Source organism: Kitasatospora sp. NPDC036934, from assembly GCF_055608425.1.
In genome coordinates this window covers 25,481-49,271 of sequence record NZ_JBVJQR010000020.1, presented here as the reverse complement: position 1 = coordinate 49,271, position 23,791 = coordinate 25,481, and the positions used below count along the sequence as shown (strand labels likewise).

At 71.7% G+C, this 23,791-nt stretch carries 15 protein-coding genes; 11 read left to right on the top strand and 4 right to left on the bottom strand.

Annotated elements, in window-relative coordinates; genetic code table 11:
• The gene (locus tag ACZ7BZ_RS27535) at window positions 1-2,601 is read left to right on the top strand and encodes a glycoside hydrolase family 3 protein (protein WP_470360676.1); all 2,601 of its coding nucleotides are present in this window, start codon (window positions 1-3) and stop codon (window positions 2,599-2,601) included.
• Window positions 2,602-2,676: 75 nt separating this feature from the next.
• On the opposite strand, the gene ACZ7BZ_RS27530 is transcribed toward ACZ7BZ_RS27535, so the two are convergent.
• Window positions 2,677-5,664, bottom strand: a complete 2,988-nt coding sequence (locus ACZ7BZ_RS27530) for a glycoside hydrolase family 48 protein (RefSeq protein ID WP_470360675.1) — start codon at window positions 5,662-5,664, stop codon at window positions 2,677-2,679.
• 368 nt (window positions 5,665-6,032) lie between these two features.
• Between ACZ7BZ_RS27530 and ACZ7BZ_RS27525 the strand changes: the two genes are divergently transcribed.
• Window positions 6,033-8,048, top strand: coding sequence for a glycoside hydrolase family 6 protein (locus tag ACZ7BZ_RS27525; protein WP_470360674.1), 2,016 nt, complete (start codon window positions 6,033-6,035; stop codon window positions 8,046-8,048).
• Between the two features lie 58 nt (window positions 8,049-8,106).
• Window positions 8,107-9,663, top strand: coding sequence for a cellulase family glycosylhydrolase (locus ACZ7BZ_RS27520; RefSeq protein ID WP_470360673.1), 1,557 nt, complete (start codon window positions 8,107-8,109; stop codon window positions 9,661-9,663).
• Window positions 9,664-9,786: 123 nt separating this feature from the next.
• On the opposite strand, the gene ACZ7BZ_RS27515 is transcribed toward ACZ7BZ_RS27520, so the two are convergent.
• On the bottom strand, window positions 9,787-10,821 hold the full coding sequence (locus tag ACZ7BZ_RS27515) for a LacI family DNA-binding transcriptional regulator (protein WP_470360672.1): 1,035 nt from the start codon (window positions 10,819-10,821) through the stop codon (window positions 9,787-9,789).
• A gap of 239 nt (window positions 10,822-11,060) precedes the next feature.
• On the opposite strand from ACZ7BZ_RS27515, the gene ACZ7BZ_RS27510 reads away from it, so the two are divergent.
• The 8 genes from ACZ7BZ_RS27510 to ACZ7BZ_RS27475 all read left to right on the top strand — a co-directional run bounded on the left by ACZ7BZ_RS27510 (window position 11,061) and on the right by ACZ7BZ_RS27475 (window position 21,807).
• Window positions 11,061-12,449: an ABC transporter substrate-binding protein gene (locus ACZ7BZ_RS27510; RefSeq protein WP_470360671.1), complete on the top strand. Its 1,389-nt coding sequence runs from the start codon at window positions 11,061-11,063 to the stop codon at window positions 12,447-12,449.
• Window positions 12,450-12,544: 95 nt separating this feature from the next.
• Window positions 12,545-13,528 carry a carbohydrate ABC transporter permease gene (locus ACZ7BZ_RS27505; RefSeq protein ID WP_380453609.1) on the top strand — a complete coding sequence of 328 codons (984 nt, stop codon included), beginning with the start codon at window positions 12,545-12,547 and terminating at the stop codon, window positions 13,526-13,528.
• A 6-nt stretch (window positions 13,529-13,534) separates the two neighbouring features.
• Window positions 13,535-14,392 (top strand): carbohydrate ABC transporter permease, encoded by an 858-nt coding sequence (locus tag ACZ7BZ_RS27500; RefSeq protein ID WP_470360670.1) that lies wholly within the window; start codon window positions 13,535-13,537, stop codon window positions 14,390-14,392.
• A gap of 79 nt (window positions 14,393-14,471) precedes the next feature.
• A complete protein-coding gene (locus ACZ7BZ_RS27495) occupies window positions 14,472-15,944 on the top strand; it encodes a glycoside hydrolase family 1 protein (RefSeq protein ID WP_470360669.1) in 1,473 nt (490 codons plus the stop codon).
• A gap of 138 nt (window positions 15,945-16,082) precedes the next feature.
• Window positions 16,083-17,087, top strand: a complete 1,005-nt coding sequence (locus ACZ7BZ_RS27490; RefSeq protein ID WP_470360668.1) for a LacI family DNA-binding transcriptional regulator — start codon at window positions 16,083-16,085, stop codon at window positions 17,085-17,087.
• A 215-nt stretch (window positions 17,088-17,302) separates the two neighbouring features.
• Window positions 17,303-18,475 carry an MFS transporter gene (locus ACZ7BZ_RS27485; RefSeq protein ID WP_470360745.1) on the top strand — a complete coding sequence of 391 codons (1,173 nt, stop codon included), beginning with the start codon at window positions 17,303-17,305 and terminating at the stop codon, window positions 18,473-18,475.
• A 630-nt stretch (window positions 18,476-19,105) separates the two neighbouring features.
• Window positions 19,106-20,263, top strand: a complete 1,158-nt coding sequence (locus tag ACZ7BZ_RS27480) for a glycoside hydrolase family 11 protein (protein WP_470360667.1) — start codon at window positions 19,106-19,108, stop codon at window positions 20,261-20,263.
• A 95-nt stretch (window positions 20,264-20,358) separates the two neighbouring features.
• Window positions 20,359-21,807: a non-reducing end alpha-L-arabinofuranosidase family hydrolase gene (locus ACZ7BZ_RS27475; protein ID WP_470360666.1), complete on the top strand. Its 1,449-nt coding sequence runs from the start codon at window positions 20,359-20,361 to the stop codon at window positions 21,805-21,807.
• Between the two features lie 404 nt (window positions 21,808-22,211).
• On the opposite strand, the gene ACZ7BZ_RS27470 is transcribed toward ACZ7BZ_RS27475, so the two are convergent.
• Window positions 22,212-23,192: a transposase gene (locus tag ACZ7BZ_RS27470; RefSeq protein WP_470360665.1), complete on the bottom strand. Its 981-nt coding sequence runs from the start codon at window positions 23,190-23,192 to the stop codon at window positions 22,212-22,214.
• A 39-nt stretch (window positions 23,193-23,231) separates the two neighbouring features.
• Complete coding sequence (locus ACZ7BZ_RS27465; RefSeq protein ID WP_470360664.1) at window positions 23,232-23,699, bottom strand: hypothetical protein; 468 nt, start codon at window positions 23,697-23,699, stop codon at window positions 23,232-23,234.
• Window positions 23,700-23,791 lie beyond the last annotated feature (92 nt).

The following is a 23,791-nucleotide window of genomic DNA, read 5'->3' as shown; positions in this document are numbered from 1 at the left end:
ATGCCAGAGAGCACGCCGGGGACGGTACCGCCCGGCGGACGGAGCCCGCTCCCGGCACTCGCACCGCTGCCGGCCTGGCCCCGCCTGACGTCCGCCATCGCGCCCGATCCGGTGATCGAGCACCAGATCATGTCGATGGTCGCCCAGTTGACCTTGGAGGAGAAGGTCGGACAACTGGTCCAGCCCGAACTCGCCCAGCTCACCGCCGAGGACATCCGCGAGTACAAGATCGGCTCAGCCCTCAACGGAGCCGGGATCTGGCCGCACGGCCGTCGGCACGCCACCGTCCGGGACTGGGTCGACCTGGTGGACCACTTCTGGACAGCCGCGGAGCAGGCCTGGCAGGACCGGCCGTTCCGGATCCCGTTCATGTGGGCCACCGACGCCGTCCACGGCCACAACAACGTCCACGGCGCCACCGTCTTCCCGCACAACATCGGCCTCGGTGCGGCGGGTGACCCGGACCTGATCCGCCGGATCGGCACCGCCACGGCCCGCGAGGTCGCCGCCACCGGGATGGACTGGATCTTCGCCCCCACCGTGACCAATCCGCGCGACCGCCGCTGGGGCCGCTACTACGAGGGCTACGGCGAGGACCCTGCGCTCGGCCACGCCTACGGCCGGGCCATGGTCGAGGGACTGCAGGGCGACGCCGCCGCGCTCCGCACCGACCACCGGGTGCTGGCCACGCTCAAGCACTGGATCGCCGACGGCGGCACGGCGGACGGCCGCGACCGCGGCACCGCGCACTGCTCGGAGCAGGTCCTGCGGGACATCCACGCCCAGGGGTTCCTGGCCGGCATCCGGGCCGGGGCGCAGAGCGTGATGGTCTCCTTCAGCAGCTGGGAGGCCCCGGCCAACTACGACCACACCCCGGACGGCGGCGAGCCCTACAACCACAAGGTGCACGGCAGCCGGTACCTGGTCACCGACGTGCTCAAGGACGCCCTGGGCTTCGACGGCATCGTGATCAGCGACTGGGACGCGCACGCCGAGGTCTCGCGCTGCTCGGCCGGGGACGCCGGGTACGCGATCAACGCGGGCCTCGACGTGCTCATGGTGGCGGGCCGTGAGGCCTGGCAGAGCGTCCACCGCACGACCGTGGCACAGGTCCGGGCCGGTGTGATCCCGCAGGAGCGGATCGACGACGCGGTCTCCCGCGTCCTGCGGGTCAAGCTGCGCGCCGGCCTGTGGGACAAGCCCCGGCCCGCCGAGCGGTCACTGACCCGCCCGGGCGCCCCGGTGGTGATCGGCTCGCCGGACCACCGGGCGCTGGCCCGCGAGGCGGCCAGGAAGTCCCTGGTGCTGCTCAAGCACACCCCGGGGCTGCTGCCGCTGCCCCGGGCCGGCCGGGTGCTCGTCACCGGCAGCGCGGCCGACGACCTGGGCAAGCAGTGCGGCGGCTGGACGCTCACCTGGCAGGGCGACGACCTGGACCGCCCCGACCTGCCCGGCGGCACCACCATGGCCGACGCCGTCCGCGCGGTCGTCGGCCCGGCTGCCTGCACGGTGGACCCGGCCCCGGCCCTCACCGATCCGGAGGAGCACGACGTCGCGATCGTCTGCATCGGCGAGGACGCCTACGCGGAGATGCGCGGCACCGTCAAGCCGTGGCGCTCGATCGGCTACGCCGACCTCAAGCAGAGCTACGCACGGGACCTGGAGCTGCTCCGCCGGCTGCGCGCGGCGGGCGTGCCCACGGTCACCGTGCTGTTCACCGGCCGTCCGCTGTACTGCACCGAGGAGATCAACCTCTCGGACGCCTTCGTGGTCGCCTGGCTGCCGGGCCCGTACGCCCAGGGGGTGACGGACGTGTTGTTCGCCGCGGAGGACGGTGCGCCCTCCCACGACTTCCAGGGCCGGCTGCCGTCCTCCTGGCCGAGGACGCGCGACGCCAGCGCCGTCAACGCCCTCCCCGCGCACCTGCCGGACTACCGCGTGCCGAAGGAGGAGACCCCGCCGGAGGGCGGCCGCACCCCGCTGTTCCCGCTGGGCCACGGCCTGTCCCTGCACGACCCGGCGCCGCCCGGCGAGCCGCTGCCGCTGCACGTCCCGGCCGCCGCGCCCCCTGCACCGCGGGTGAGCGGCCCCCTGCGCGTCCTCGACGCCGAGGGCACCCCCTACCGCCTGCGGGTCGGCGGGCACAACACCTGGTCCCGGGAGGACGTCGGCCTCGACAAGCCGATGGACTGCCTGATCGTCCAGGCGACGCCGTTCCCCACCCCGGACGGCACGGCCCTGCGGCTGCGCTTCAAGGGCAACCCGGCCTTCGTCTACGCCGAGTCCCCGTCCGGGCTCCCCGCCGACCTGCGCGGGTACCTGGAACGCGGGGCGCACGTGCGGTTCGCCGTGCGCGTGCTCCGGCAACCCTCCGCCCCGCTCTACCTGGCCTGCCACGACGACTTCCCGGCCCAGCCCGGCGTCGACCTGACGGACCGGCTGCGCGCGGCCGGGGCGGAGGCCTGGACCACCGTCTCCGTCCCGCTGACCGAACTGGCCGCGGTCGGCACGGACCTGAGGTACGTCGCCGTGCCGTTCATGCTCTACACGGACGGCACGGCGGAGCTGGAGGTCGCCGACGTCTCCTGGTGCCTGTCCTAGGGCCCTGGCACGGCTTCCGGCCCCGGCTCCGCGTGCGTACGCGGAGCCGGGGCCGGCCCGGTCGGGGGCCGGGGCTCAGCTGCCCGGGTTCACCGTCGGGAACAGCTGGGCGAAGGCGTCGAAGGCGGTGGCGATGTCCGCCTCGGCCCAGAACCGGTGGTAGTTGAAGCTCGGCGCGGCGCCGCCGTCGAGGTAGCTCTGCACCTTGGACCACTGCGGGTCGCTGGTGTACCAGGGCCGGATGGACAGGAAGGTGTTGCTGGCCGAGCTGATCTTCGTGCCGTCCGGGTAGGTGCCGGTCCAGCCGGACGGCACGTACAGGCCCGCGTGGGTGGTGGGCGAGTACGCCTGGGTGAAGCGGCTGTAGTCGGTGCGGGTCTCGGCGGCCGAGTAGCCCAGGCCGTCGGTGTACTTGGCGTGCAGGGTGTCCAGGATGGACTGGGCGAACTTCCGGGCACCGCTGTCGCCGGACTTGGCCGCGTAGTACGCGAGGGTCTTGGCGAGCGAGCCGGCCACGCCGACGTCGGTGGCGGTGCCGCTCGCGGTGACGTGCAGGCCCGCGTTGCCGCCGGGGCTGGTGGCGCTCCAGGTGTCGGGCGCGCCGGTCCAGGTGAGCTTGTCGGGCGTGGTCAGGGTGCCGGTGGACGGGTCGGCCTTGGAGACCGACATCGCCCACGGGACCCACTTGTCCAGGATGGCCTTCGCCCGGGTGTCGCCGGTGGAGTAGTAGTACTCGGCGAACCGCTCCATCGACCAGGTCTGGAACCCGAACCACTGGTTGGAGGCCGGGTCGTGGTACTCGGGCTGCCAGTCGTAGTACAGGCCGTAGAAGGTCGGGTCGCCGGCCGGCGGGGCGGCGTCGTCGCCGTAGTTGCCGCCCCAGCTGTTGGTGGCGCCGCCGGCGATTCCGCCCTCGGTGGACTGCAGCCACTGGAAGAACTGGAGCTGCTTGTCCAGGCTGCCCGCCCAGTCGGTGGCCCCGCTCGGCGAGAGCGGCTTCAGGCCGGGGTCGTTGGCGAGCACCCAGGCGGCCATCGGGTTCTGGTAGCCCTGGTGGGCGGCGGAACCGGAGATCCGCCAGGACCAGGTGCCGTCGGCCGCCCCGCCCCAGGCGAAGTACCAGGTGAGCAGGCCGAGTTGCTCGTTCGCCTTCGAGCTGCCGCCCGGGCAGGTGGTGGCGCCGAGGCAGTTGCCGGCCTGCTTGAAGTACTTGTCGTAGAGCGAGTAGCGCAGGTAGTCGCCGAGTTTGGCGGCCTTGGCGAGGGTCGCGGTGACGGCCGCGCTCTTGCCCTGCGACTTGGCGAACTGCTCCGCCCAGTAGGCGGCCTGGACCAGTCGGGCGTCGGCGTCGGGCGCGTCGGTGAACTTGTACTGCTTGCTGTAGTTGCCGCCGCCGTCGTTGTACAGGCTGAGGAAGCCGGAGCCGCTGCTGCCGTACTTGAACACGTCGCAGTCGGGCTGCGGCACGGTCTCCCAGACCGACTCCTCCGGGCCGCGCTGGAAGGTGTTGATCAGGCTGGGCTTGCTGGTGCCGTCCTCGCACTGGCCGAAGCCGTACTTGTTGTCGGTGTCCAGCAGCCAGGCCGGGGCGTACACGTCCGGGGTGCCGTAGGTGCTCTTCAGCTCGCCGGAGAGCGGGTCGGTGCCGACCGGCGCGCTGCTGTTCAACTTGATCGGGTACTGGTCGGGTTGGGCCTTCTCGGGGCCGTAGGTGGCGGGCTTGGACGGGTTGTAGGTGCTCTGGCCGGGCTGCTGGGAGTGGCTGGGGATCAGGTTGGTCTCCAGACTGGTCCAGGCGTTGTTGAAGGGCGTCCAGTCGCCGGTGACCCGTCCGTAGTCGGCTTCCAGCCACAACCAGTAGCTGTAGGTCTCGGAGGTGGTCTCGTGGCCGTAGTCGGGGGCCTCCACGATCAGGGTCTCCACCGAGTGGTACGGGATGCCCTGGGGACTGAAGTACCCGTTCGCCGGATTCTTCATCTTGCTGTAGAGGTCCAGGAAGTACTGGTCGTAGCCCGAGGTCTTCGCCGCCTCGGTCACCGTGACGACGGCGGAGCCGAAGCCGGCCGCGGTGGCGGTGAAGGTGGCGGTGCCGCCGACCTGGCTGTTGTCGGTACCGGCCGCTACTGTGACGGTCTGCGGGACGTTCCAGTTGCCGGGGGTGAAGGTGAGGGCGGCCCCGGACGTGACGCCGAGGTCCGTGTCGCTGCCCGAACGCGCCACCGTCACCTTGGTGTCGGCGGTCGGCGCCTGGGAGAGCGCGACGGTGAAGGTGCCGGTGCTCCCCTGCTGGACGGCGAGCGTGGCCGGGCTGACCAGGACGCTCGGACCGGCCACCTTGATCGCGACCGGAGCGGAGGTCGTGGTGGCGCCGGCGTCGTCGGTGGCGACGGCGGTGACCGAGTAGTCACCCGCCGCCACGTTCGCCCAGTCGACGGCGTAGGGCGCGGTGGTGGCGCTGCCGATCAGGGTGTTGTTGCCCGCACCGGTCGAGGCGTAGAAGTCGACCTTCGCGACGGTGCCGTCCGTGTCGGCCGCCGTGGCGGCCAGCTTCACGGTGGAGCCCGGGGTGAAGGTCTGCCCGGCGGCCGGGGAGGTGAGCGAGACGGTCGGGGGCTGGTTCGCGCCGCGGCAGGGGGTGCCGTTGACGGTGAAGGCGGTGGGGGCGGTGTTGGCGCCGCTGTAGGAGAAGTTGGCGCTGGTGGTGTAGGTGGCGCCGGGGTTGATGGTGGCGGCGTAGTCGGGGCTGGTGACGGTGACGGCGTGTCCGGTCTGGGTCCAGGTGCCGTTCCAGCCGTTCTGGAGGGTCTGGTTGCCGGAGTAGGTGTAGCCGAGGGTCCAGCCGTTGATGGGGGCGGTGCCGGTGTCGGTGATGGTGAGGTTGGCGGTGAAGCCGCTGCCCCAGTCGTTGCCGACGGCGTAGCTCACGCCGCAGGACGGACCGGTGGCCGCCGTGGCGGTGGGTACCGCGAGGGTGCCGCCCGCCGCGCCGACCAGCGCGAGCGCGGTCGCCGTCGCGGTGATGGTGAGCCGGTTGCCCCCGGCCCGAAGGGTTCTGCCTCGCATCGCACGTCCTCCAGAGGGGTGGGGTTCCGCCGCGCGGATGGGTGCACGGTGGACGGAGGTGTGGCGTCATGGTGGGGTGGCGTACCCGGCTTGGGAAGCGGCCCCGGGGCCCGGCGGCACCGGCCGGCGGGCCCGCCGGGGCGGCGCACCGGCGGCGACCAGCGCGGAGTCCCGGCCCGGGGCAGCGGGCCGCCCGGCCCGGCGCGCTGTAACTTACAGCGGGCCCGTGGGAGCGCTCCCGCATCTATTGACGGCGTTTCTCATGCCCTGGCTTCATGTGAACGGGATCGCCGCGCCCCGACTGGGCGCGTTCCCACCCGATCTCAGCGATCCCCGTCAGGAACCCACCCATCCGAAAGGACCCGGACGTGTCCCATACCGTCCTGCGTCGCCTGCGCACGGCAGCAGCCGCCACGCTGCTCGGCGCCACCGGCCTGTTGCCGAGCATCGGAGCCGCCGCCCCCGCCCAGGCCGCCCCCGTCCCTGCGGCCGCCGAGCACGTCACCAACCCGTTCGCCGGTGCGACCGGCTACCTCAACCCCGACTACACCGCCGAGGTCAAGGCCCAGGCCACCGCCGACGGCAGCGCCCTGGGCCCGCTCGAAACCCAGGTCGCCGCCAACCCCACCGCCGTCTGGATGGACCACATCGGCGCGATCGCCGGGGACGGCGGCCGCCTCGGCCTCCAGGCCCACCTGGACCACGCGCTCGCCCAGCAGCAGCAGGGGGGCACGCCGGTCGTCTTCCAGGTCGTCATCTACGACCTGCCCGGTCGGGACTGCGCCGCCATCGCCTCCAACGGCGAACTCCCGGCCACCGATGCCGGGTTGGCCACGTACAAGACGCAGTACATCGACCCGATCGCGGCCGTCCTGGCCAACCCGAAGTACGCCGGGCTCCGGGTCGCGGCCATCATCGAGCCGGACTCGCTGCCCAACGCGGTGACCAACCAGTCCAAGCCGGCCTGCGCCACCGCCACCCCGTACTACGAGACGGGCATCGAGTACACGCTCAACAAGCTGCACGCGATCCCCAACGTGTACGACTACCTGGACATCGGCCACGCGGGCTGGCTCGGCTGGTCCACCAACATGGTCCCGGCGGGCAAGGAGTACGCCAAGGTCGCCCAGGCCACCACCGCCGGGTTCGCCAGCATCGACGGCTTCGTCAGCGACACCGCCAACACCACGCCGCTCAACGAGCCCTTCCTCAGCAACCCGGACCTCACGGTCGGCGGGCAGCCGCTCAAATCGGCGAACTTCTACCAGTACAACCCGGTGTTCGACGAGTACCACTTCGCCACTGCGATGCACTCCACCCTGGTGGCCAACGGGTTCCCGAGCACCATCGGCATGCTGGTCGACACCTCGCGCAACGGCTGGGGCGGCCCGGCCCGGCCCACCGCGCTCGACTCCAGCCCCACCACGGTGGACGCGTACGTCGCGGCCAACAAGGTCGACAAGAAGCCCTTCCGCGGCGACTGGTGCAACATCGTCGGCGCCGGCATCGGGGCCCGCCCGCAGGCCCTGCCGTACGGCGCGGGCAGCCCGATCATCGCGTTCCTGTGGGTCAAGCCGCCGGGTGAGTCGGACGGCGACTACCCGTCCGCCACCCACCCCCACGGCGACCCGCACTGCGACCCGAACGGCACGCAGACCGACGGGAACGGCAACACCTACCCCACCGACTCCATGCCCGACGCCAACATTCCGGCGGGCCAGTGGTACCCGGCCCAGTTCCGGCAGCTGGTCCAGAACGCCTATCCCGCGTTCGACGGCTCCGGCGGCACCCCCACCGGCCCGACCGCGCCGGGCGCACTGACCGTCACCGGCACCACCAGCACCAGCGTCGCACTCAGCTGGACCGCCTCCACCGACCCGGCCGGCGTGACCGGTTACTCGGTGTACCGGAACGGGACCAAGGTCGCGACCGTGACCGGCACGAGCTACACCGACTCCGGGCTCTCCCCCGCCACCGCCTACCAGTACACCGTCACCGCGCAGGACGCGGCCGGGAACGCCTCCCCCGCCTCCGCCGCGGTGACCGCCACCACGGCCGCGACGCCGGGCGGCGGGGGCAGCAGCGGCTGCTCCGCCACCTACGCGGTCGCCAATGACTGGGGCAGCGGCTTCACCGCCAACGTGACCGTCGCCAACACCGGCACCACGGCCACCAAGTCCTGGACCGTCACCTGGAGCTGGGGCGGCAACCAGCAGATCACCAACAGCTGGAACGCCACCACCGCCCAGAGCGGCGCCGCCGTGACGGCCGCCAGCCAGGGCTACAACGGCGCCCTGGCACCGAGCTCCACCACCAGCTTCGGCTTCCAGGCGACCTACTCGGGCGGCAACACCGCCCCGTCGCTGACCTGCACCGCGAGCTGACCTCACCCGGCCGGGGCCGCGCCGGCGGCCCCGGCCCCCACCCCCCGAGGAGCTCGGCATGCCCCGCACCGCACCTCCCCGCCCGCTCTCACCCCGCCCCCGCTCCCTCCGCCCCCGCATGGCGGCTCTCGCGGCCGCCACCGCCGGGTGCGCCGCCCTGGCGGTCCTGCCGCTCACCGCCTCGGCCGCCCCCACGGCGGCCACCGGTCCGTCCTGCGGCGTGAGCTACGCCGTCGGCAACGACTGGGGCAGCGGCTTCACCGCCAACCTCACCATCACCGACACCGGCACCTCCCCCATCAACGGCTGGACCCTCGGCTACACCTACTCCGGCAACCAGACCCTCCAGAACGGCTGGAACGGCACCTGGACCCAGACCGGACACGCCGTCACCGTCACCAGCCCCGACTACGCCGCCACCATCAACCCCGGCGCCACCTACACCACCAGCGCCAACTTCTCCTACAGCGGCGCCAACACCGCCCCCACCGCCTTCACCGTCAACGGCACCCCCTGCAGGCCGCAGTCGAGCCCGTCACCGAGCTCATCGCCGAGCTCGTCCCCGAGCCCGAGCCCGACGCCGCCGACCACTCCGCCGCCGAGCGGGCCCGCCCCCGCCGTGCACGTCTCGGGCAGCACGCTGGCGAAGGCCGACGGCACCCCGATCACCCTGCACGGGGTGAACCGCTCCGGGGCCGAGTTCATGTGCGTCCAGGGCCACGGCCTCTTCGACGGCCCGGTCGACCAGGCCTCCGTCACCGCGATGAAGTCCTGGCGGATCAACGCCGTCCGCGTTCCGCTCAACGAGGACTGCTGGCTGGGCCACTCCAACGTCGACCCCGCCTACGCCGGTGCGGCCTACGTCAGCGCGGTGCGCGGCTACGTCGACCTGCTGCACCGCAACGGCCTGGTGGCCGTCCTGGACCTGCACTGGACCGACGGGGCGTACACCGGACCGTCCGCCGGCTGCTCCGACGCCAACGCCACCTGCCAGAAGCCCATGCCGGACGCCGCCGGGGCGCTCCCGTTCTGGACCTCGGTGGCGCAGGCCTTCAAGGGCGACGACGCCACCGTCTTCGACCTGTTCAACGAGCCCTACCCCTCCCGCGCCACCGGGAGCGAGGCCAGCGGCTGGGCCTGCTGGCGGGACGGCGGGAGCTGCCCCGGTATCGGCTTCCGGGTCGCCGGCATGCAGGCGATGGTCGACGCGGTGCGTTCGACCGGCGCGGACAACGTCCTGCTGCTGGGCGGCCTGGAGTACGCCAACGACCTCACCCAGTGGGCCGCGTACCAGCCGGCCGATCCGCTGCACAACCTGGCCGCCTCGTGGCACTCGTACAACTTCAACGCCTGCAGCACCAGTTCCTGCTGGGACGCCCAGCTCGGCCCGCTCGCGACCCGCGTCCCCGTGGTGACCGGGGAACTGGGCGAGAGCGACTGCGCGCACGGCTACCTGGATACCCTGCTGCCCTGGCTGGACCAGCACGGCGTCTCCTACCTCGCCTGGGCCTGGAACACCTGGGACTGCGGCAGCGGCCCCGCGCTGATCAGCTCCTACGACGGCACCCCGACGGCCTTCGGCGCGGGCTACCGCGCCCACCTGGCCGGCGGGTAGGGCCGGCGGGTAGGGCCGTGCTCGAAGAGCCCGGCCGGACCCCGCTCGGACCCCGCTCGGACCCTGGTCAGGCCGGGGTCCGAGCGGGGTCCGGCCGGGCTTCTGACGGGGTTCGGGCGGGGTTCAGGCCGACTCCCGCACCACCAGTTCCGTCGGCAGCACCGTCTGCCGCCGGAACCGGCCCGGCTGGGCGATCTCCTCAAGCAGCAACTGGACCATCAACTTCCCCATCTCCTCGGTCGGTTGGCGCACGCTGGTGAGCGGCGGCTCGGTGTACCGGGCCACCACGGAGTCGTCGAAGCCGATCACCGCGACGTCCTGCGGCACCCGTCGGCCCACCTCCCGCAGCGCCTGCAGCGCGCCCGCCGCCGTCAGGTCCGAGGCGCAGAACACCGCATCCAGGCCGGGCCGGCGGGCGAGCAGTTCCCGCATGCCCTCACGCCCGCCGCGCTCGGTGAAGTCCCCGTGGGCGACGAGCCCTTCGTCGGCCGGCATCCCGGCCTCGGCGAGCGCCTGGCGGTACCCGGCCAGGCGCGCCGCGGCGCCCTCCATGTCGAGCGGCCCGGTGATGGTCGCGACGGCCGTCCGGCCCCTCGCCAACAGGTGCCGGACGGCCACGCGCGCGCCGCCCGCGTTGTCGGCGTGCACGTAGCTCAGCGACTCCTGCGCCGAGCGGCGGCCGCCGAGCACGGCGGGCAGTTCGAGCCGTTCCAGCAGCTCGGGGAGCGGATCGTCCTGGTGCACCGAGACCAGCAGCACGCCGTCCACCCGGCGGGCGGTGAGGTAGCGGGTCAGCCGCTCCCGCTCGCGTTCGTCCCGCACCAGCACCAGCAGCAACTGCAGGTCGGAATGGGCGAGTTCGGCCGAGACACCGGTGATGATGTCGGAGAAGTAGGGTTCCGAGCTCAGTTTGGCGACGTTCTCCGGGATGACCAGCGCGATCGCGTCGGTCCGGGAGGTGACCAGGGAGCGGGCCGCCTGATTGGGGACGTAGCCGAGCTCCTCGATGGCCTGCTCGACCGCCGCACGGGCCTTGGCGCTCACCTTCGGCGAGCCGTTGACGACTCGGGACACCGTGCCCCGGCCCACCCCGGCCCGCGCTGCCACCGCCTCCAGGGTGGGGCGGGCAGCGGGCTGCTGCTGCGCGGCTCGGTTCATGATCGATCTCCCGGACGGACGGTGGACGGCGGCGGATACGGCAACCGCGGCCAGTGTGGCCGGACGACACGGTCCGGTAACGGAGCCGTTGCACGCCCTTGACACGCCTTGCGCGGCGAAGCAATCTTCCCACATCGTAGTGGGAGCGCTCCCACTCATGCTCCACCCAGTTTCCGAGCACCTTCGGCCGCCAGTCGCGCGCCGCAGCCATGGACCAGCCTGGACAAGGAGATTCGGCCATGCGGAACCCCGGCACCACCCACGGCGGCAGAGCCACCGCCACCCTCCCCGGACGCAACGCCCGCACCGCACCCATCGCCCGCGGCACCCGCAGGACACGCGGGCCGCTGCCTATCGCCGCGACCGCAGCCCTGTGCGCCCTGCTGGTCGCCGGCTGCGACAGCTCCGGATCCGCCACCGGCGCGGCCCCAGGCGGCAAGATCACCCTGACCGTCGGCGACTACGGCACCTTCGGCTACAAGGAGGCCGGCCTCTTCGACGCGTACATGAAAGAGCACCCCGACATCACGATCGTGGAGCACACCGTCCAGCAGGAGACCGACTACTACCCCTCCCTGCAGACCCACCTCGCCTCCGGCAGCGGCCTGGACGACATCCAGGCGATCGAGGTCGGCCGGATCGCCCAGGTCGTCAAGAAGCAGTCGGCCAAGTTCGTCGACCTCGGCAAGGCCGACGGGGTCGACAAGGGCGCCTTCCTGCCGTGGAAGTCGCAGCAGGCCACCACCTCGGACGGCCGCACCATCGGGCTGGGCAGCGACATCGGCCCGATGGCGATCTGCTACCGCAAGGACCTCTTCCAGCAGGCCGGGCTGCCCACCGACCGCGAGCAGGTGGCCAAGCTGTGGCAGGGTGACTGGGCCAAGTTCGTCGAGACCGGCAAGCAGTACCAGGCCAAGGCGCCCGCCGGCACCTTCTTCACCGACTCCGCCGGCGGCCTGTTCAACGCCGTGGTGTCCTCCAGCACGACGCAGTACGTCGACAGCAGCGGGAAGCTGAACTACAAGGACAACCCCACCGTCAAGACCGCCTGGACCCTGTCGACCGGCGCGATCGAGGCCGGGATCAGCGCCGGCCTCAAGCAGTTCGACACCCCCTGGTACCAGGCCTTCGCCAACTCCAAGTTCGCCACGGTGGCCTGCCCGTCCTGGATGACGGCCATCGTCTCCGACAAGTCCGGGCCCGCCAACAAGGGCAAGTGGGACATCGCCACCGCCCCGGCCGCCGGCAACTGGGGCGGCTCCTTCCTCTCCGTGCCGAAGGCCGGCAAGCACCAGAAGGAGGCCGTGGCGCTCGCCGCCTGGCTCACCGCACCCGAGCAGCAGGCCAAGGTCTTCACCAAGGTCGGCAACCTGCCCTCCAACGTCAAGGCACTGGCCCAGCCGGAGGTGCAGAACGCCAAGCTCGACTTCTTCGGCGACACCCCCACCGGCCAGCTCTACGCCGCCACCGCGCAGTCCATCAAGCCGACCGTGATCGGCGAGTGGGACGGCCTGGTCAAGGACACCCTCACCAACGGCGCCCTGCTCAGCATCGAGCAGCACCAGAGCGACCCTGCCAAGGCGTGGAGCAACGCGGTCAAGGAGATCGACGACAAGGTCAGCGACTAGCGACCGACCGGGGCCCGTCCAGGCCCCGCCCTACGTCCGCCCGTCCCAGCCAGCCGGCCGGGACGGGCCCGTTCTCCGGAGAGGACACCGCCATCATGCTCGACGAGGCCGTCCCGGGCACCGCCCCCGGCCCGCGCCGCACCGCTCCCCCGCCGCCTCGCCCCTGGCGCACCCGTCTCTACCGCTGGGACCTCAAGGCCTCGCCGTACCTGTACGTCGCGCCGTTCTTCGTCTGCTTCGTGGCGTTCGGGCTGTTCCCGCTGATCTACACCGGCTGGGTGTCGCTGCACAGCGTGGACCTCCAGACCTCCGACCAGATGCAGTGGCGCGGCTTCGACAACTACACCCGGCTGTTCCACGACGACCTGTTCCGCAACGCCCTGCGCAACACCGTCACCATCGGCGTGCTGTCCACCGTGCCCCAGCTTCTGATGGCCCTCGGCCTGGCGCACCTGCTCAACTACCGCCTGCGCGGACGGGGTTTCTTCCGGATCGCGATGCTCGCGCCCTACGCGACCTCGATCGCGGCGGCGACCCTGGTGTTCACGCTGCTGTTCGGGCGGGACTACGGGATGATCAACTGGCTGCTGGGCCACCTGGGCCTGGGCCCCGTCGACTGGGAGGGCGGCACCTGGAGCTCCCAGATCGCCGTCTCCACGATCGTCACCTGGCGCTGGACCGGCTACAACGCCCTGATCTACCTCGCCGCCATGCAGGCCGTCCCGCACGACCTCTACGAGGCGGCGGCGCTCGACGGCGCCAACCGGTGGCAGCAGTTCCGGCACGTCACGGTGCCGTCCATCCGGCCCACCATCCTGTTCACCGTCGTGGTCTCCAGCATCGGGGCCACCCAACTCTTCGGCGAACCACTGCTGTTCGGCGGCGGCGCGACCGGCCACAGCGGCGGCTCGGCCCACCAGTACCAGACCCTCGGGCTGTACCTGTACGACCAGGGCTGGTACGCCTTCCACCTCGGCCGGGCCGCCGCCGTGGCCTGGACGATGCTGCTGATCCTGCTGGCCGTGGGCGCGCTCAACCTCCTTCTGGTTCGCATCCGCCGTACCCGGAACGGGAGTTGATCACCGATGACCGTCAAGCCCGGACGACGCTCGGGAGCGCGGGGCCTCACCGGGGCCGGACCGTTCACCTATGCGGTGCTGATCGTCGTCGCCGTGCTGTCCCTGTTCCCGCTGTACTGGACCGTGGTCGGCGCCTCGACCTCCGGCGGCCGGATCGCCCGGACCCCGCCGCCACTGTTGCCCGGCGACAACCTGTGGCACAACCTCGACATCGCCTGGAACCAGGTCCACATGGGCCGGGCGCTGCTCAACTCGACGGTGGTGGCCGGCTGCGTGACCGCCAGCACGGTGCTGTTCGCGACCCTGGCCGGCTTCGCCTTCGCCAAACTGCCGTTCCGGGGTCGCAACGCCCTGCTGAGCCTGGTGGTGGCGACCATGACCGTGCCCGCCCAACTGAGCGTCATCCCGCTGTACCAGATCATGGCGAAGCTGCACTGGACCGACCAGCTCCAGTCGGTGATCCTGCCCAATCTGGTCGCCGCGTTCGGGGTGTTCTTCATGCGGCAGTTCCTGGCCGAGGCACTGCCGATCGACCTGGTCGAGGCGGCCCGGATGGACGGCGCCAGCAGCCTGCGAATCCTGTGGAGCGTGGTGCTGCCGATCGCCCGGCCCGGCATGGCCGTGCTCGGCATGCTGGTCTTCGTGCAGTCCTGGAACGACTTCTTCTGGCCGATGATCGCGCTGAGCCAGAGCAATCCCACCGTCCAGGTGGCACTGGCCGGCCTCGGTGGCGGCTCGTACGACTCCGACCAGGCCGTCATCCTCACCGGCTCGCTGCTCGGGACGGCACCGCTGCTGCTGGTGTTCGCCCTGCTGGGCAGGCAGGTCGTCGGCGGGATCACCGCTGGCGCCGTCAAGAACTGACGTTTCATCAGATTGATCAGAAACCGACGGGACCTGACGGACCGTCAATATTCCTCATCGGAACAGGAGACATCCAGCCATGACTCCCCCACGGACCGAGCCCACCCCGGCCGCCACCGCCGCCACCGCCGCCCCGGCCTTCCCCGCCGGCTTCCTCTGGGGAGCCGCGACGGCCGCCTACCAGATCGAGGGGGCCGTCGACGTGGACGGCCGCACCCCTTCGATCTGGGACACCTTCAGCCGCACCCCGGGGCGGACGGCGGACGGCGACACCGGCGACCGCGCCACCGAGCACTACCACCGCTACCACCAGGACGTCCGGCTGATGAGCGAACTGGGCCTGGGCGCCTACCGGTTCTCGGTGTCCTGGCCCCGGGTGCAGCCGACCGGACGCGGGCCGGCCGTCGAACGGGGCCTGGACTTCTACCGGCGGCTGGTGGACGAGCTGCTGGAGCACGGCATCGAGCCCGCGGTCACGCTCTACCACTGGGACCTCCCCCAGGACTTGGAGGACGTCGGGGGCTGGCCGAACCGCAACACCGCGGAGCGGTTCGCGGACTACGCCGCACTGGTGGCCGACGCGCTCGGCGACCGGGTGGGCATCTGGACCACCCTCAACGAACCCTGGTGCTCGGCCTTCCTCGGCTACGGCTCCGGGGTGCACGCCCCGGGCCGGGCCGACTGGACGGCCGCCCTGCGCGCGGCCCACCACCTCAACCTCGGCCACGGCCGCGCGGTCGAGGCGCTGCGCGCGACGCTGCCCCGGGACGCTCGGATCGCCGTGTCGCTCAACCTCCACGCGGTGCGGCCGCTCACCGAGTCCGCCGCCGACCGCGAGGCCGCCCGCCGGATCGACGCGGTGGGCAACCGGGTCTTCACCGGGCCGATGCTGAACGGCGCCTACCCCGTCGACCTGCTCGTCGACACGGCGCACCTGGTCGACTGGTCGGCGCTGATCCACGACGGCGACCTCGACACCATCGCCCGGCCGATCGACCTGCTGGGTGTCAACTACTACAACCCCACGGTGACTTCGGCCCTGCCGGACGGATCGGCCCCGGGCGCCGCGGCCGCGAGCGAGGCGGGCCACGGCGACGGCGCCCAGTCCCCCTTCCCCGGCTGCGCGGACGTGCTCTTCCACCGCGCGCCCGGCGAGCGCACCGCCATGGGCTGGCCGATCGACCCGACCGGCCTGACCGACCTGCTGCTGCGTCTCCACCGCGAACACCCCGGGCTGCCGCTGATGGTCACCGAGAACGGTGCCGCCTTCGACGACCGGGTGACACCGGAGGGTGCGGTGCACGACCCGCAGCGCATCGACTACCTCCGCGGACACCTCGACGCCGTCCGGCGGGCGATCGCCGCCGGGGTGGACGTGCGGGGCTACTTCCTCTGGTCGCTGATGGACAACTTCGAGTGGGCGTACGGCTACGGCAAGCGGTTCGGCCTGTACTACGTGGACTACGACACCCAGGAGCGGATCGCCAAGGACAGCGCCCGCTGGTACGCGGAGGTGATCCGCCGGGGCACGCTGCCTGACCTGGGTCTGTGAACGCGTCGGATCCCTTGACGCCGGTCCCGCGACCGACGAAGCTGACAGCGGTGGGTGGAGCGGCGCGCGAGGAGTTCGCGGCGCATTCTGAGTTCGGGGTGCAGTTCCCGTATCGAGCATCGATCCAGGACGGCCCCCATGTCCCAGCCCTTCCCCGGCACCGACCCTGCTCCGACCTTGGCCGAGGTCGCCCGTCGGGCCGGTGTCTCCATCGCCTCCGCCTCGCGAGTGCTGAATCGTTCCGCCCGGGTCTCCACCGAGGTGGCGGCCCGGGTGGAACGGGCGGCGCGCGAGCTGTCGTACGTCCGCCGCCGGGCGCCCAGCACCCGCGGGACCGGCGTGGTGGCCGTCGTGGTGTTCGCCGATCCGCTGCAGTACCACGCGGACGCCTTCCCGGTACGGCTGCTGGCCGGGCTGCGGCGCTCTCTGCCGGGCGTGGAAAGGGAGTTGGCCGTCTTCACGGTGCCCCGGCGCTCCCGGCGGCCGCCCCTGGTGCGCTACCTGTGCGGCGGCCACGTCGACGGCGTGCTGCTGGTCGGCCCCTGGGGTGACACCGCGCTCATCCGGCTGCTGGACGCGGCCAGGGTCCCCGTGGTGTCGCTGGGCCGGCCACCGGAGCCGGGCACGGTGGCGTTCGTGGACGCGGACAACCTGACCGGCGCCAGGGAGGCGGTGCGGCGGCTGTGCGCGTCCGGCCGCCGCTCGGTGGCCACCATCGCCGGGCCCCCGGACACCGCCGCCGGCGCGGACCGCCTGGCCGGCTACCACCAGGCGATGGCCGCGGTGCTCGCCTGCCGCCCCGCCGTGGCGTACGGCGACTTCAGCAGCGCCTCAGGTGAGCACGCGATGCAGTGGCTGCTGGACCAGCGCCCCGAGCTGGACGCGGTGTTCGCCGCCTCCGACCAGATGGCCGCAGGAGCCCTCCGGGCTCTGCGGCGGCGCGGCCTGCGGGTGCCCGAGGACGTGGCTCTGATCGGCTTCGACGACGCCCCCGTCGCGGCGCGGTGCCGCCCGGGGCTGACCACGGTCCGCCAACCGGTGGAGGAGCTCGGCTCCCGTGCCCTGGAGTTGCTGCTGCGCAACCCGGCGCACGGCGAATCGGTGGTGCTCCCCACCCGGCTGGTCGTCCGGGCCTCGGGCTGACCGCGCCACCCCCGTCCCGCCCCGCTCGGGCCGTTCGCAAGCCCCTTCGCCATCCCCTTGCATCACCGGCGACGACGGTGAGAGCGTTAACGGGCCCGCTGAAGGCATGTCCTGATCCGCCGTCAATCGACCTCGGCCCGCCCGCTGGAGAGCCCGTGACCGACCAACCGACCGCCCGGCGCGTCGCTGCGGCCTCCGCCGCCCCCGACGTCCGGATGTTCAGCCCGGCGGCGACGGTCGCGTCCTGTGTCGGCTTCGTGCTCATCGGAGCGCTCCAGGCGCTGTACGGGCCGGCGATCCCCGCGTTCCGGGACGACTTCCAGCTCTCCCCCGCGGCCGCCGGACTGGGCCTCAGCGCCCACTTCGTCGGCGGGGTGGCCGGTGTCCTGCTCTTCGACCGGCTGTTCGGGTGCATCGGCAACCGCCGGTTGCTCGGCGTCTCCTACCTGCTGATGGCGGTCGGCGCGGCGGGTTTCGCCCTCTCCCCCGACTGGTCGGCCGCCCTGGCGATGGCACTGCTCGCCGGCCTCGGCTTCGGCGGCATCGACTACGGCCTCAACCAGCTCTTCGCCATCGGCTTCGGCCGCCGCTCGACGGCGATGCTGAACGTCCTCAACGCCCACTTCGGCATCGGCGCCATCCTCGGCCCCGCCCTCGTGGGCGCGGTCGGCGCCGAGCACTACCCCGCGCTCTTCCTGGTCTTCGCGGCGGCCGACCTGCCGCTGCTGCTGTGCCTGCGCGGCGTGCGGGACGGGGCCGGCGTGCGGGACGGGGCCGGCGGGCGGGCCCCCGGCGGCAGCGGCCCGGCCGAGGCCACCGGGAGCGCCCTCGGCCGGAGCCTGGGCTCGGTGCTGGCCGTCTTCGTCGCCCTGTACGTCCTGCACGTCGGAATCGAGGCGGGGGTCGGCGGCTGGGAGCCCACCCACCTGGAGACCGTCGGCTACGGCGCCGGGCTCGCCGCAACCGCCACCTCCGTGTACTGGCTGATGATGACGGTCGGGCGCTTCCTGGTGGCCCCGATCACGCTCCGGTTCTCCGTCGAGTCGATCATCACGGTGTCCTGCACGGGGATGACGGCCTGCCTGCTGCTCGCTGCCGTACCGGGCATCGCCCCGTACGCCTACGCGGGGGTCGGCCTGTTCATCGCACCGATCTTCCCCACCGGGCTGCCCTGGCTCCACCGCGCCGCGCCGCGGGCCCGCCGGGCCGGGGCCCTGGTGATCGCGGCCTCGATGCTGGGCGGGGTCGTCGCCGGGCCGACCCTCGGCAGGGCCATCGAATCGGTGGGAGTCCGCTCGGTGCCCCTGGTGCTCGGGGCGGTCTCCGCGCTCTGCCTGGCCGCGACGCTCTGGCTCATCCGGGCCACCCGGCCGGCCCGGGGCCGGTAGCGCCCGGGGAGCCGTGCTCGTCGGCCCGTTGCCGGTCCACGTACCCCGACGGTCACGGCGGTCCTCGACGAGTCCCGGCGGTTCGACGGGATGATCACGGGTCGAGTGCTGCCGACCTCACCGGTCGTCGGCCGACGGTGCGGCACTCTCGGCTCGGGAAGTCGTCCTGCGAGCGACTCGCCCCGCCTCCGCCCACACCGCAGCGGGCCTCCGCGGCGCCGCCGCGTTCGCGAAACTTTCGGAAGATCCGCTCGTGAAATTTACAGCCTTCCCTTGCGGCAGATCGGCGCAACCCCGCCGGCCGGATCGGCCGTCGGGCAGCTGACCTGGTGCTTTTGCGGGAAGAGACAAGACCGGGCCACAGCCGACACTTTCGCTGTTTCTGCCGCAACAGTTGACACCTTGTCGAGTCCAGACCAACACTGTCGCCGTCGACACGTGCGAACGGCCGTGGCCCGGATCCGAATCCGGGCCACATGACGTCAACTCACTCCGGGCAGAGCGATGTTGGCGGAGTATCGCACCCCTGCGCCGCCATGAGCCTTCGTTCGGCCCACCCGTCCGCTCGCGGCCCTCGGTTGCGCAGGGGCGCACCCCCACCCCCACCCATCGGCAGGATGGACCACCCCCGTGAACTCCTCCCACCCCAAGAGCCGCAAGGCCGGCCGCCTCCGGCGGCTCGTCGGCAAGGCGCACGTCCTCGCACCGGCCCTCGCGGTCGTCCTGATCTTGCCCGGCACCGCCGACGCCGCGACCGTGACCACGAATCAGACCGGCACCGACGGCGGCTACTTCTACTCGTTCTGGACCGAGGGCAGCGGCGCGGTATCGATGTCGCTGAACGGCGGCGGCAACTACGGCACCTCCTGGTCCAACGCCGGCAACTTCGTCGCCGGCAAGGGCTGGAGCACCGGCTCGCGCAACCCGGTGAGCTACTCGGGCACCTGGAGCACCAACGGCAACGCCTACCTGTCGCTCTACGGCTGGAGCACCAACCCGCTCGTCGAGTACTACATCGTCGACAACTACGGCTCCTACCGGCCCACCGGTTCGTACAAGGGCACCGTCACCAGTGACGGCGGCACCTACGACATCTACGAGACGACGCGGTACAACGCACCCTCGATCGAGGGCATCAGGACCTTCAACCAGTACTGGAGCGTCCGTCGGGGCGGGCGCACCGGTGGAACCATCACCGTCGGGAACCACTTCGACGCGTGGTCCAGGTCCGGCATGAACCTCGGCACCATGAACTACGAGGTCCTGGCCACCGAGGGCTACCAGAGCAGTGGCAGCTCCAACATCACGGTGGGCGCCTCCTCCGGCGGGGGCGGCGGGGGCGGCGGCACGCCGAGTGGGGGCATCACCTCCGGCGCCGTCTACACCCTCACCGACGCGGCGGCCGGCCGGGTCCTCGACGAGCCCTCGGGGCAGAACGGCAACGGCACCCAACTCCAGGTCTGGGACGGCGGCGGCGCCGCCAACCAGCGCTGGCGGGCCGATCAGAACGACGACGGCTCCTACACGCTCACCAACGTCGCCAGCGGCAGGGCCCTGGACGAGCCGAACAACCAGCTGAGCAACGGGACACGGACGCAGGTCTGGGACGCCAGCGGCGCCGCCAACCAGCACGGGCGGGCCGCCCGGAACGACGACGGCTCCTACACCCTGACCAACGTCGCCAGCGGCAAGGCCCTGGAGATCCCCGGCGGTCAGACCGGCAACGGCACTCCCGTCCAGGTCTGGGACTCCAACGGTGGCACCAACCAGCACTGGAACTTCGGTTGAGCTGAGCCGCGGGGCACGAGGCGCCCCGGCGGGCGCCTCGTGTGAGCGCTCACAACACCATCCGACGACTCCACCCGGTCTTGAAGGAGTTCCCCATGCGTCAACGAACGTCCAGCCGTGGGCAGCTGCCCACGGTGCTCACCGCCCTGCTCGCGACCGTGGCAGCCCTCGCGGCCATGCTCGGCGCCACCACCACGGCCCAGGCCGCCACCAGCGGCGCCCTGCGCGGCTCGGGTTCCGGCCGGTGCCTCGATGTGCAGAACGCCGCCCAGAGCGACGGCGCCTCCCTCCAGATATACGACTGCTCCAACGGCGCGAACCAGCAGTGGACGTCGACGTCCGGCAACCAGCTGACGGTCTACGGCGACAAGTGCCTGGACGTGCCGGGCCACGCCACCGCGGCCGGCACCCGGGTACAGATCTGGAGCTGCAGCGGCGGCACCAACCAGCAGTGGCAGCTCAACTCCGACGGCACGGTGGTCGGCACGGAGTCCGGGCTGTGCCTGGACGTCACGGGCGGCGGCACCGCCAACGGCACTGCGGTGGAGATCTGGCCGTGCAACGGCGGCGCCAACCAGAAGTGGACCGGCCTGTCCTCCGCACCGACCCCGCCGGGCGGCGGCAACGGTGGCGGCAGCTGCGCCCTGCCGTCGAGCTACCGCTGGTCCTCGAGCGGCGCGTTGGCCCAGCCTGCGAACGGGTGGGCCTCGGTGAAGGACTTCACCGACGTCGTCTACAACGGCAAGCACCTGGTCTACGCCTCGAACGTGAACGGCTCCTCGTACGGCTCGATGGCCTTCGCCCCCTTCACCAACTGGTCGGACATGGCCTCGGCCCCCCAGACCGGGATGAACCAGAACGCGGTGGCGCCCACGCTGTTCTACTTCGCACCGAAGAACATCTGGGTTCTGGCCTACCAGTGGGGCCAGTGGCCCTTCGTCTACCGCACGTCGAACGACCCGACCAACCCCAATGGCTGGTCCGCACCCCAGCCACTGTTCACCGGCAGCGTCCCGGGCTCCGGCACCGGCCCGATCGACCAGACCCTGATCGGCGACGGCCAGAACATGTACCTGTTCTTCGCCGGTGACAACGGCAGCATCTACCGGGCGAGCATGCCGATCGGGAACTTCCCCGGCAACTTCGGCTCCTCCTACACCACCGTCATGACCGACGACGTGAAGAACCTCTTCGAGGCCCCGCAGGTCTACAAGGTCAAGGACCGGAACCAGTACCTCATGATCGTCGAGGCCCGCGGCGCGAACGAGCAGCGCTACTTCCGCTCCTTCACCGCCACCAGCCTCAACGGCTCCTGGACCCCGCAGGCCGCCACCGAGGGCAACCCCTTCGCCGGCAAGGCAAACAGCGGCGCCACCTGGACCAACGACATCAGCCACGGCGACCTGGTCCGCAACAACCCCGACCAGACCATGACCATCGACCCGTGCAACCTCCAGTTCCTCTACCAGGGCAAGAACCCCGGTGCGGGCGGCCCCTACGACCAACTGCCCTGGCGGCCGGGCCTGCTGACCCTCCAGCGCTGACCCGCCCCCTCGATCCACCCCGGGGTGCCCCAGCCGACCGGTCGGCTGGGGCACCCTTGCGTCGCGGACCGATCGACCTTCGTCAGCCGTCGCCGACCGGGCGTCGAGGATGTCCCGGGCGGCATCGCCGTGGGCCCCGTCACGGCTGATCCACCGGCGCAGGGTGTTCTGGTAGGCGGCGTGGACGTCATTGAAGAGGGTCGGGAAGTCCTGCGGAGCAGCTCCTCCCCGGTAGACCGTGGCCGGGGGGCGGCCTTCCACTTGCTCCGCACGTGCCGGTTCGCCGTCAGCCGCTGCCGGCCCGCCAGGTACGGCCGGGCGCCGAAGCGACCCACGTCGGGCTTACGACTCGGTCCGCGATTGGGGTCCGGACGTGCCGGCCTGGCGGGTCGGCTGGTGAATGATCAGCAGGCGGTCTGCCGAGCGAGCACGAGTTCAGTGCTCGGCTTGCGGCTGGTCGGCCGGCGGGCTGAGCGGTCCGAGACCGGTGAGGCGATCGCCTGGTGGGTCTCGGCGTAGTCCTCGCGTCGGCCGGTGTAGCGCTGGAGTGGGCGCCACTGCCGCAATTCGGCGTTGGCGTGCTCGACGCAGATCCGCTCCGAGGACTGCCGTCGGCGCATCTCCCGCCAGGCGTACTGCTCGCCGAGCGGCGCGTCGTCCTTCGGCTTCTTGGGCGGGGCGCTGATCTGGTCGGGGAACTCGTCGGCCAGGCCCCGGTAGCCCTCGTCGACCTCGGCTGTCACGTTCGGGCGGAAACGGAACTGCTCAGCGATGCCCTCGGTGCGCATCGCGGTCTGGTCGTGCATACGGCCAGGGCGGTCCGCACCCGACCACAGCAGGCGGCCCTGGCCGTCGCTGATGGTGGTGGTCTTGATGGTGTTCTGCTTCTTCTTCTTGCCGGAGGCGAAGGCCCGCCGCCCGGGCCGGTTGGCCTTCGGGCGGCGGACCTGGGTCTCGGCGCCGTCGATCCGCAGCCGGATCCCCTCGGCCTCAGCGTAGGCGAACACGTCAGCCAGGGTGCGCAGTCGGATGCCGGGGCGGTCGGGGACGGCGAAGCCGCGCTCCGCGAGCAGCAGGCGGATCTCGCCGATGGCGCGGGAGATCGTGGAGCGGGCGGTGCCGTACAGTTCGGCGAGCGCGGCGTGCGGGAGCCAGGTGCGCAGGTGGACCAGGGTGACCAGCAGGCGGTCGGTGAAGACCAGGTCGTGCTTCGGCCCAGCACCGGCCTCGCGTTGCCGCTCGGCACCACGGCGCTCACGGAGCTCCGATTCGCAACGGGCGAGCCACGGGTCGGCCAACTCTTCGATCAAATCGCCGAGATGTGTGCGCGAGACGCCGCAGAAGGCAGGATGGGTCAAGGCCGCACGGGCCCACTTCTTGGTCACACTCGAAGAACCCGTGCGGCCAGTGTCACGTCACGGCAGTCACGAAGGAGCTGTCAGTCCAGCGCTGGCGTCCCCCGTACACGTGCGAACGCCGCGTCCGGGCCACACCCAGCCCAGGTCCGCCCGGGTCAGAAGTGCGATGATGGAGCGGCTTCTGCGAATCTCCACCACAGCGGCCGCACTTCGGGACAGCAACTGCTCGTCGGCGACGACCAACGCGTCTCGCAGCTGGGCCGCGTGGCCGAGGCAGATCAAGGCGTGCTGTTTGTCCAGCGTCCGGACCTGATAGGTGTTCTGCCCGTGCGGCTCATCGAGCACGCGGACGTCGAACCGTGAGATCGCAAGGACTAGTCGTTGCCGGTTGAGTACCTCAACGCGGTCAGCGATGCCCTTGCGGATCCAGAAGCTCGCGATGCCGGCGGCTTGGGCCAGACCGTGCGCCCCTGTCACGTCCAGAAGGTTCGGGGGGCTTTTCTGCCGCGTGACGTCGCGCCGGAACTGGTACATCGGCTCATCGGAATCTATGCGTCCTCCTTGTGTGGCCTTCAGCCTGCCCGCTGGCCGGGGCCGCCCGGTCACGGAAGGGGCACCTCCGAGCC

Coding starts and splice junctions, on each gene's coding strand:
- ACZ7BZ_RS27465 (WP_470360664.1), bottom strand. CDS start 23,699: ATGTACCAGTTCCGGCGCGACGTCACGCGGCAGAAAAGCCCCCCGAAC.
- ACZ7BZ_RS27485 (WP_470360745.1), top strand. CDS start 17,303: ATGTTCAGCCCGGCGGCGACGGTCGCGTCCTGTGTCGGCTTCGTGCTC.
- ACZ7BZ_RS27500 (WP_470360670.1), top strand. CDS start 13,535: ATGACCGTCAAGCCCGGACGACGCTCGGGAGCGCGGGGCCTCACCGGG.
- ACZ7BZ_RS27520 (WP_470360673.1), top strand. CDS start 8,107: ATGCCCCGCACCGCACCTCCCCGCCCGCTCTCACCCCGCCCCCGCTCC.
- ACZ7BZ_RS27510 (WP_470360671.1), top strand. CDS start 11,061: ATGCGGAACCCCGGCACCACCCACGGCGGCAGAGCCACCGCCACCCTC.
- ACZ7BZ_RS27475 (WP_470360666.1), top strand. CDS start 20,359: ATGCGTCAACGAACGTCCAGCCGTGGGCAGCTGCCCACGGTGCTCACC.
- ACZ7BZ_RS27495 (WP_470360669.1), top strand. CDS start 14,472: ATGACTCCCCCACGGACCGAGCCCACCCCGGCCGCCACCGCCGCCACC.
- ACZ7BZ_RS27505 (WP_380453609.1), top strand. CDS start 12,545: ATGCTCGACGAGGCCGTCCCGGGCACCGCCCCCGGCCCGCGCCGCACC.
- ACZ7BZ_RS27530 (WP_470360675.1), bottom strand. CDS start 5,664: ATGCGAGGCAGAACCCTTCGGGCCGGGGGCAACCGGCTCACCATCACC.
- ACZ7BZ_RS27490 (WP_470360668.1), top strand. CDS start 16,083: ATGTCCCAGCCCTTCCCCGGCACCGACCCTGCTCCGACCTTGGCCGAG.
- ACZ7BZ_RS27535 (WP_470360676.1), top strand. CDS start 1: ATGCCAGAGAGCACGCCGGGGACGGTACCGCCCGGCGGACGGAGCCCG.
- ACZ7BZ_RS27515 (WP_470360672.1), bottom strand. CDS start 10,821: ATGAACCGAGCCGCGCAGCAGCAGCCCGCTGCCCGCCCCACCCTGGAG.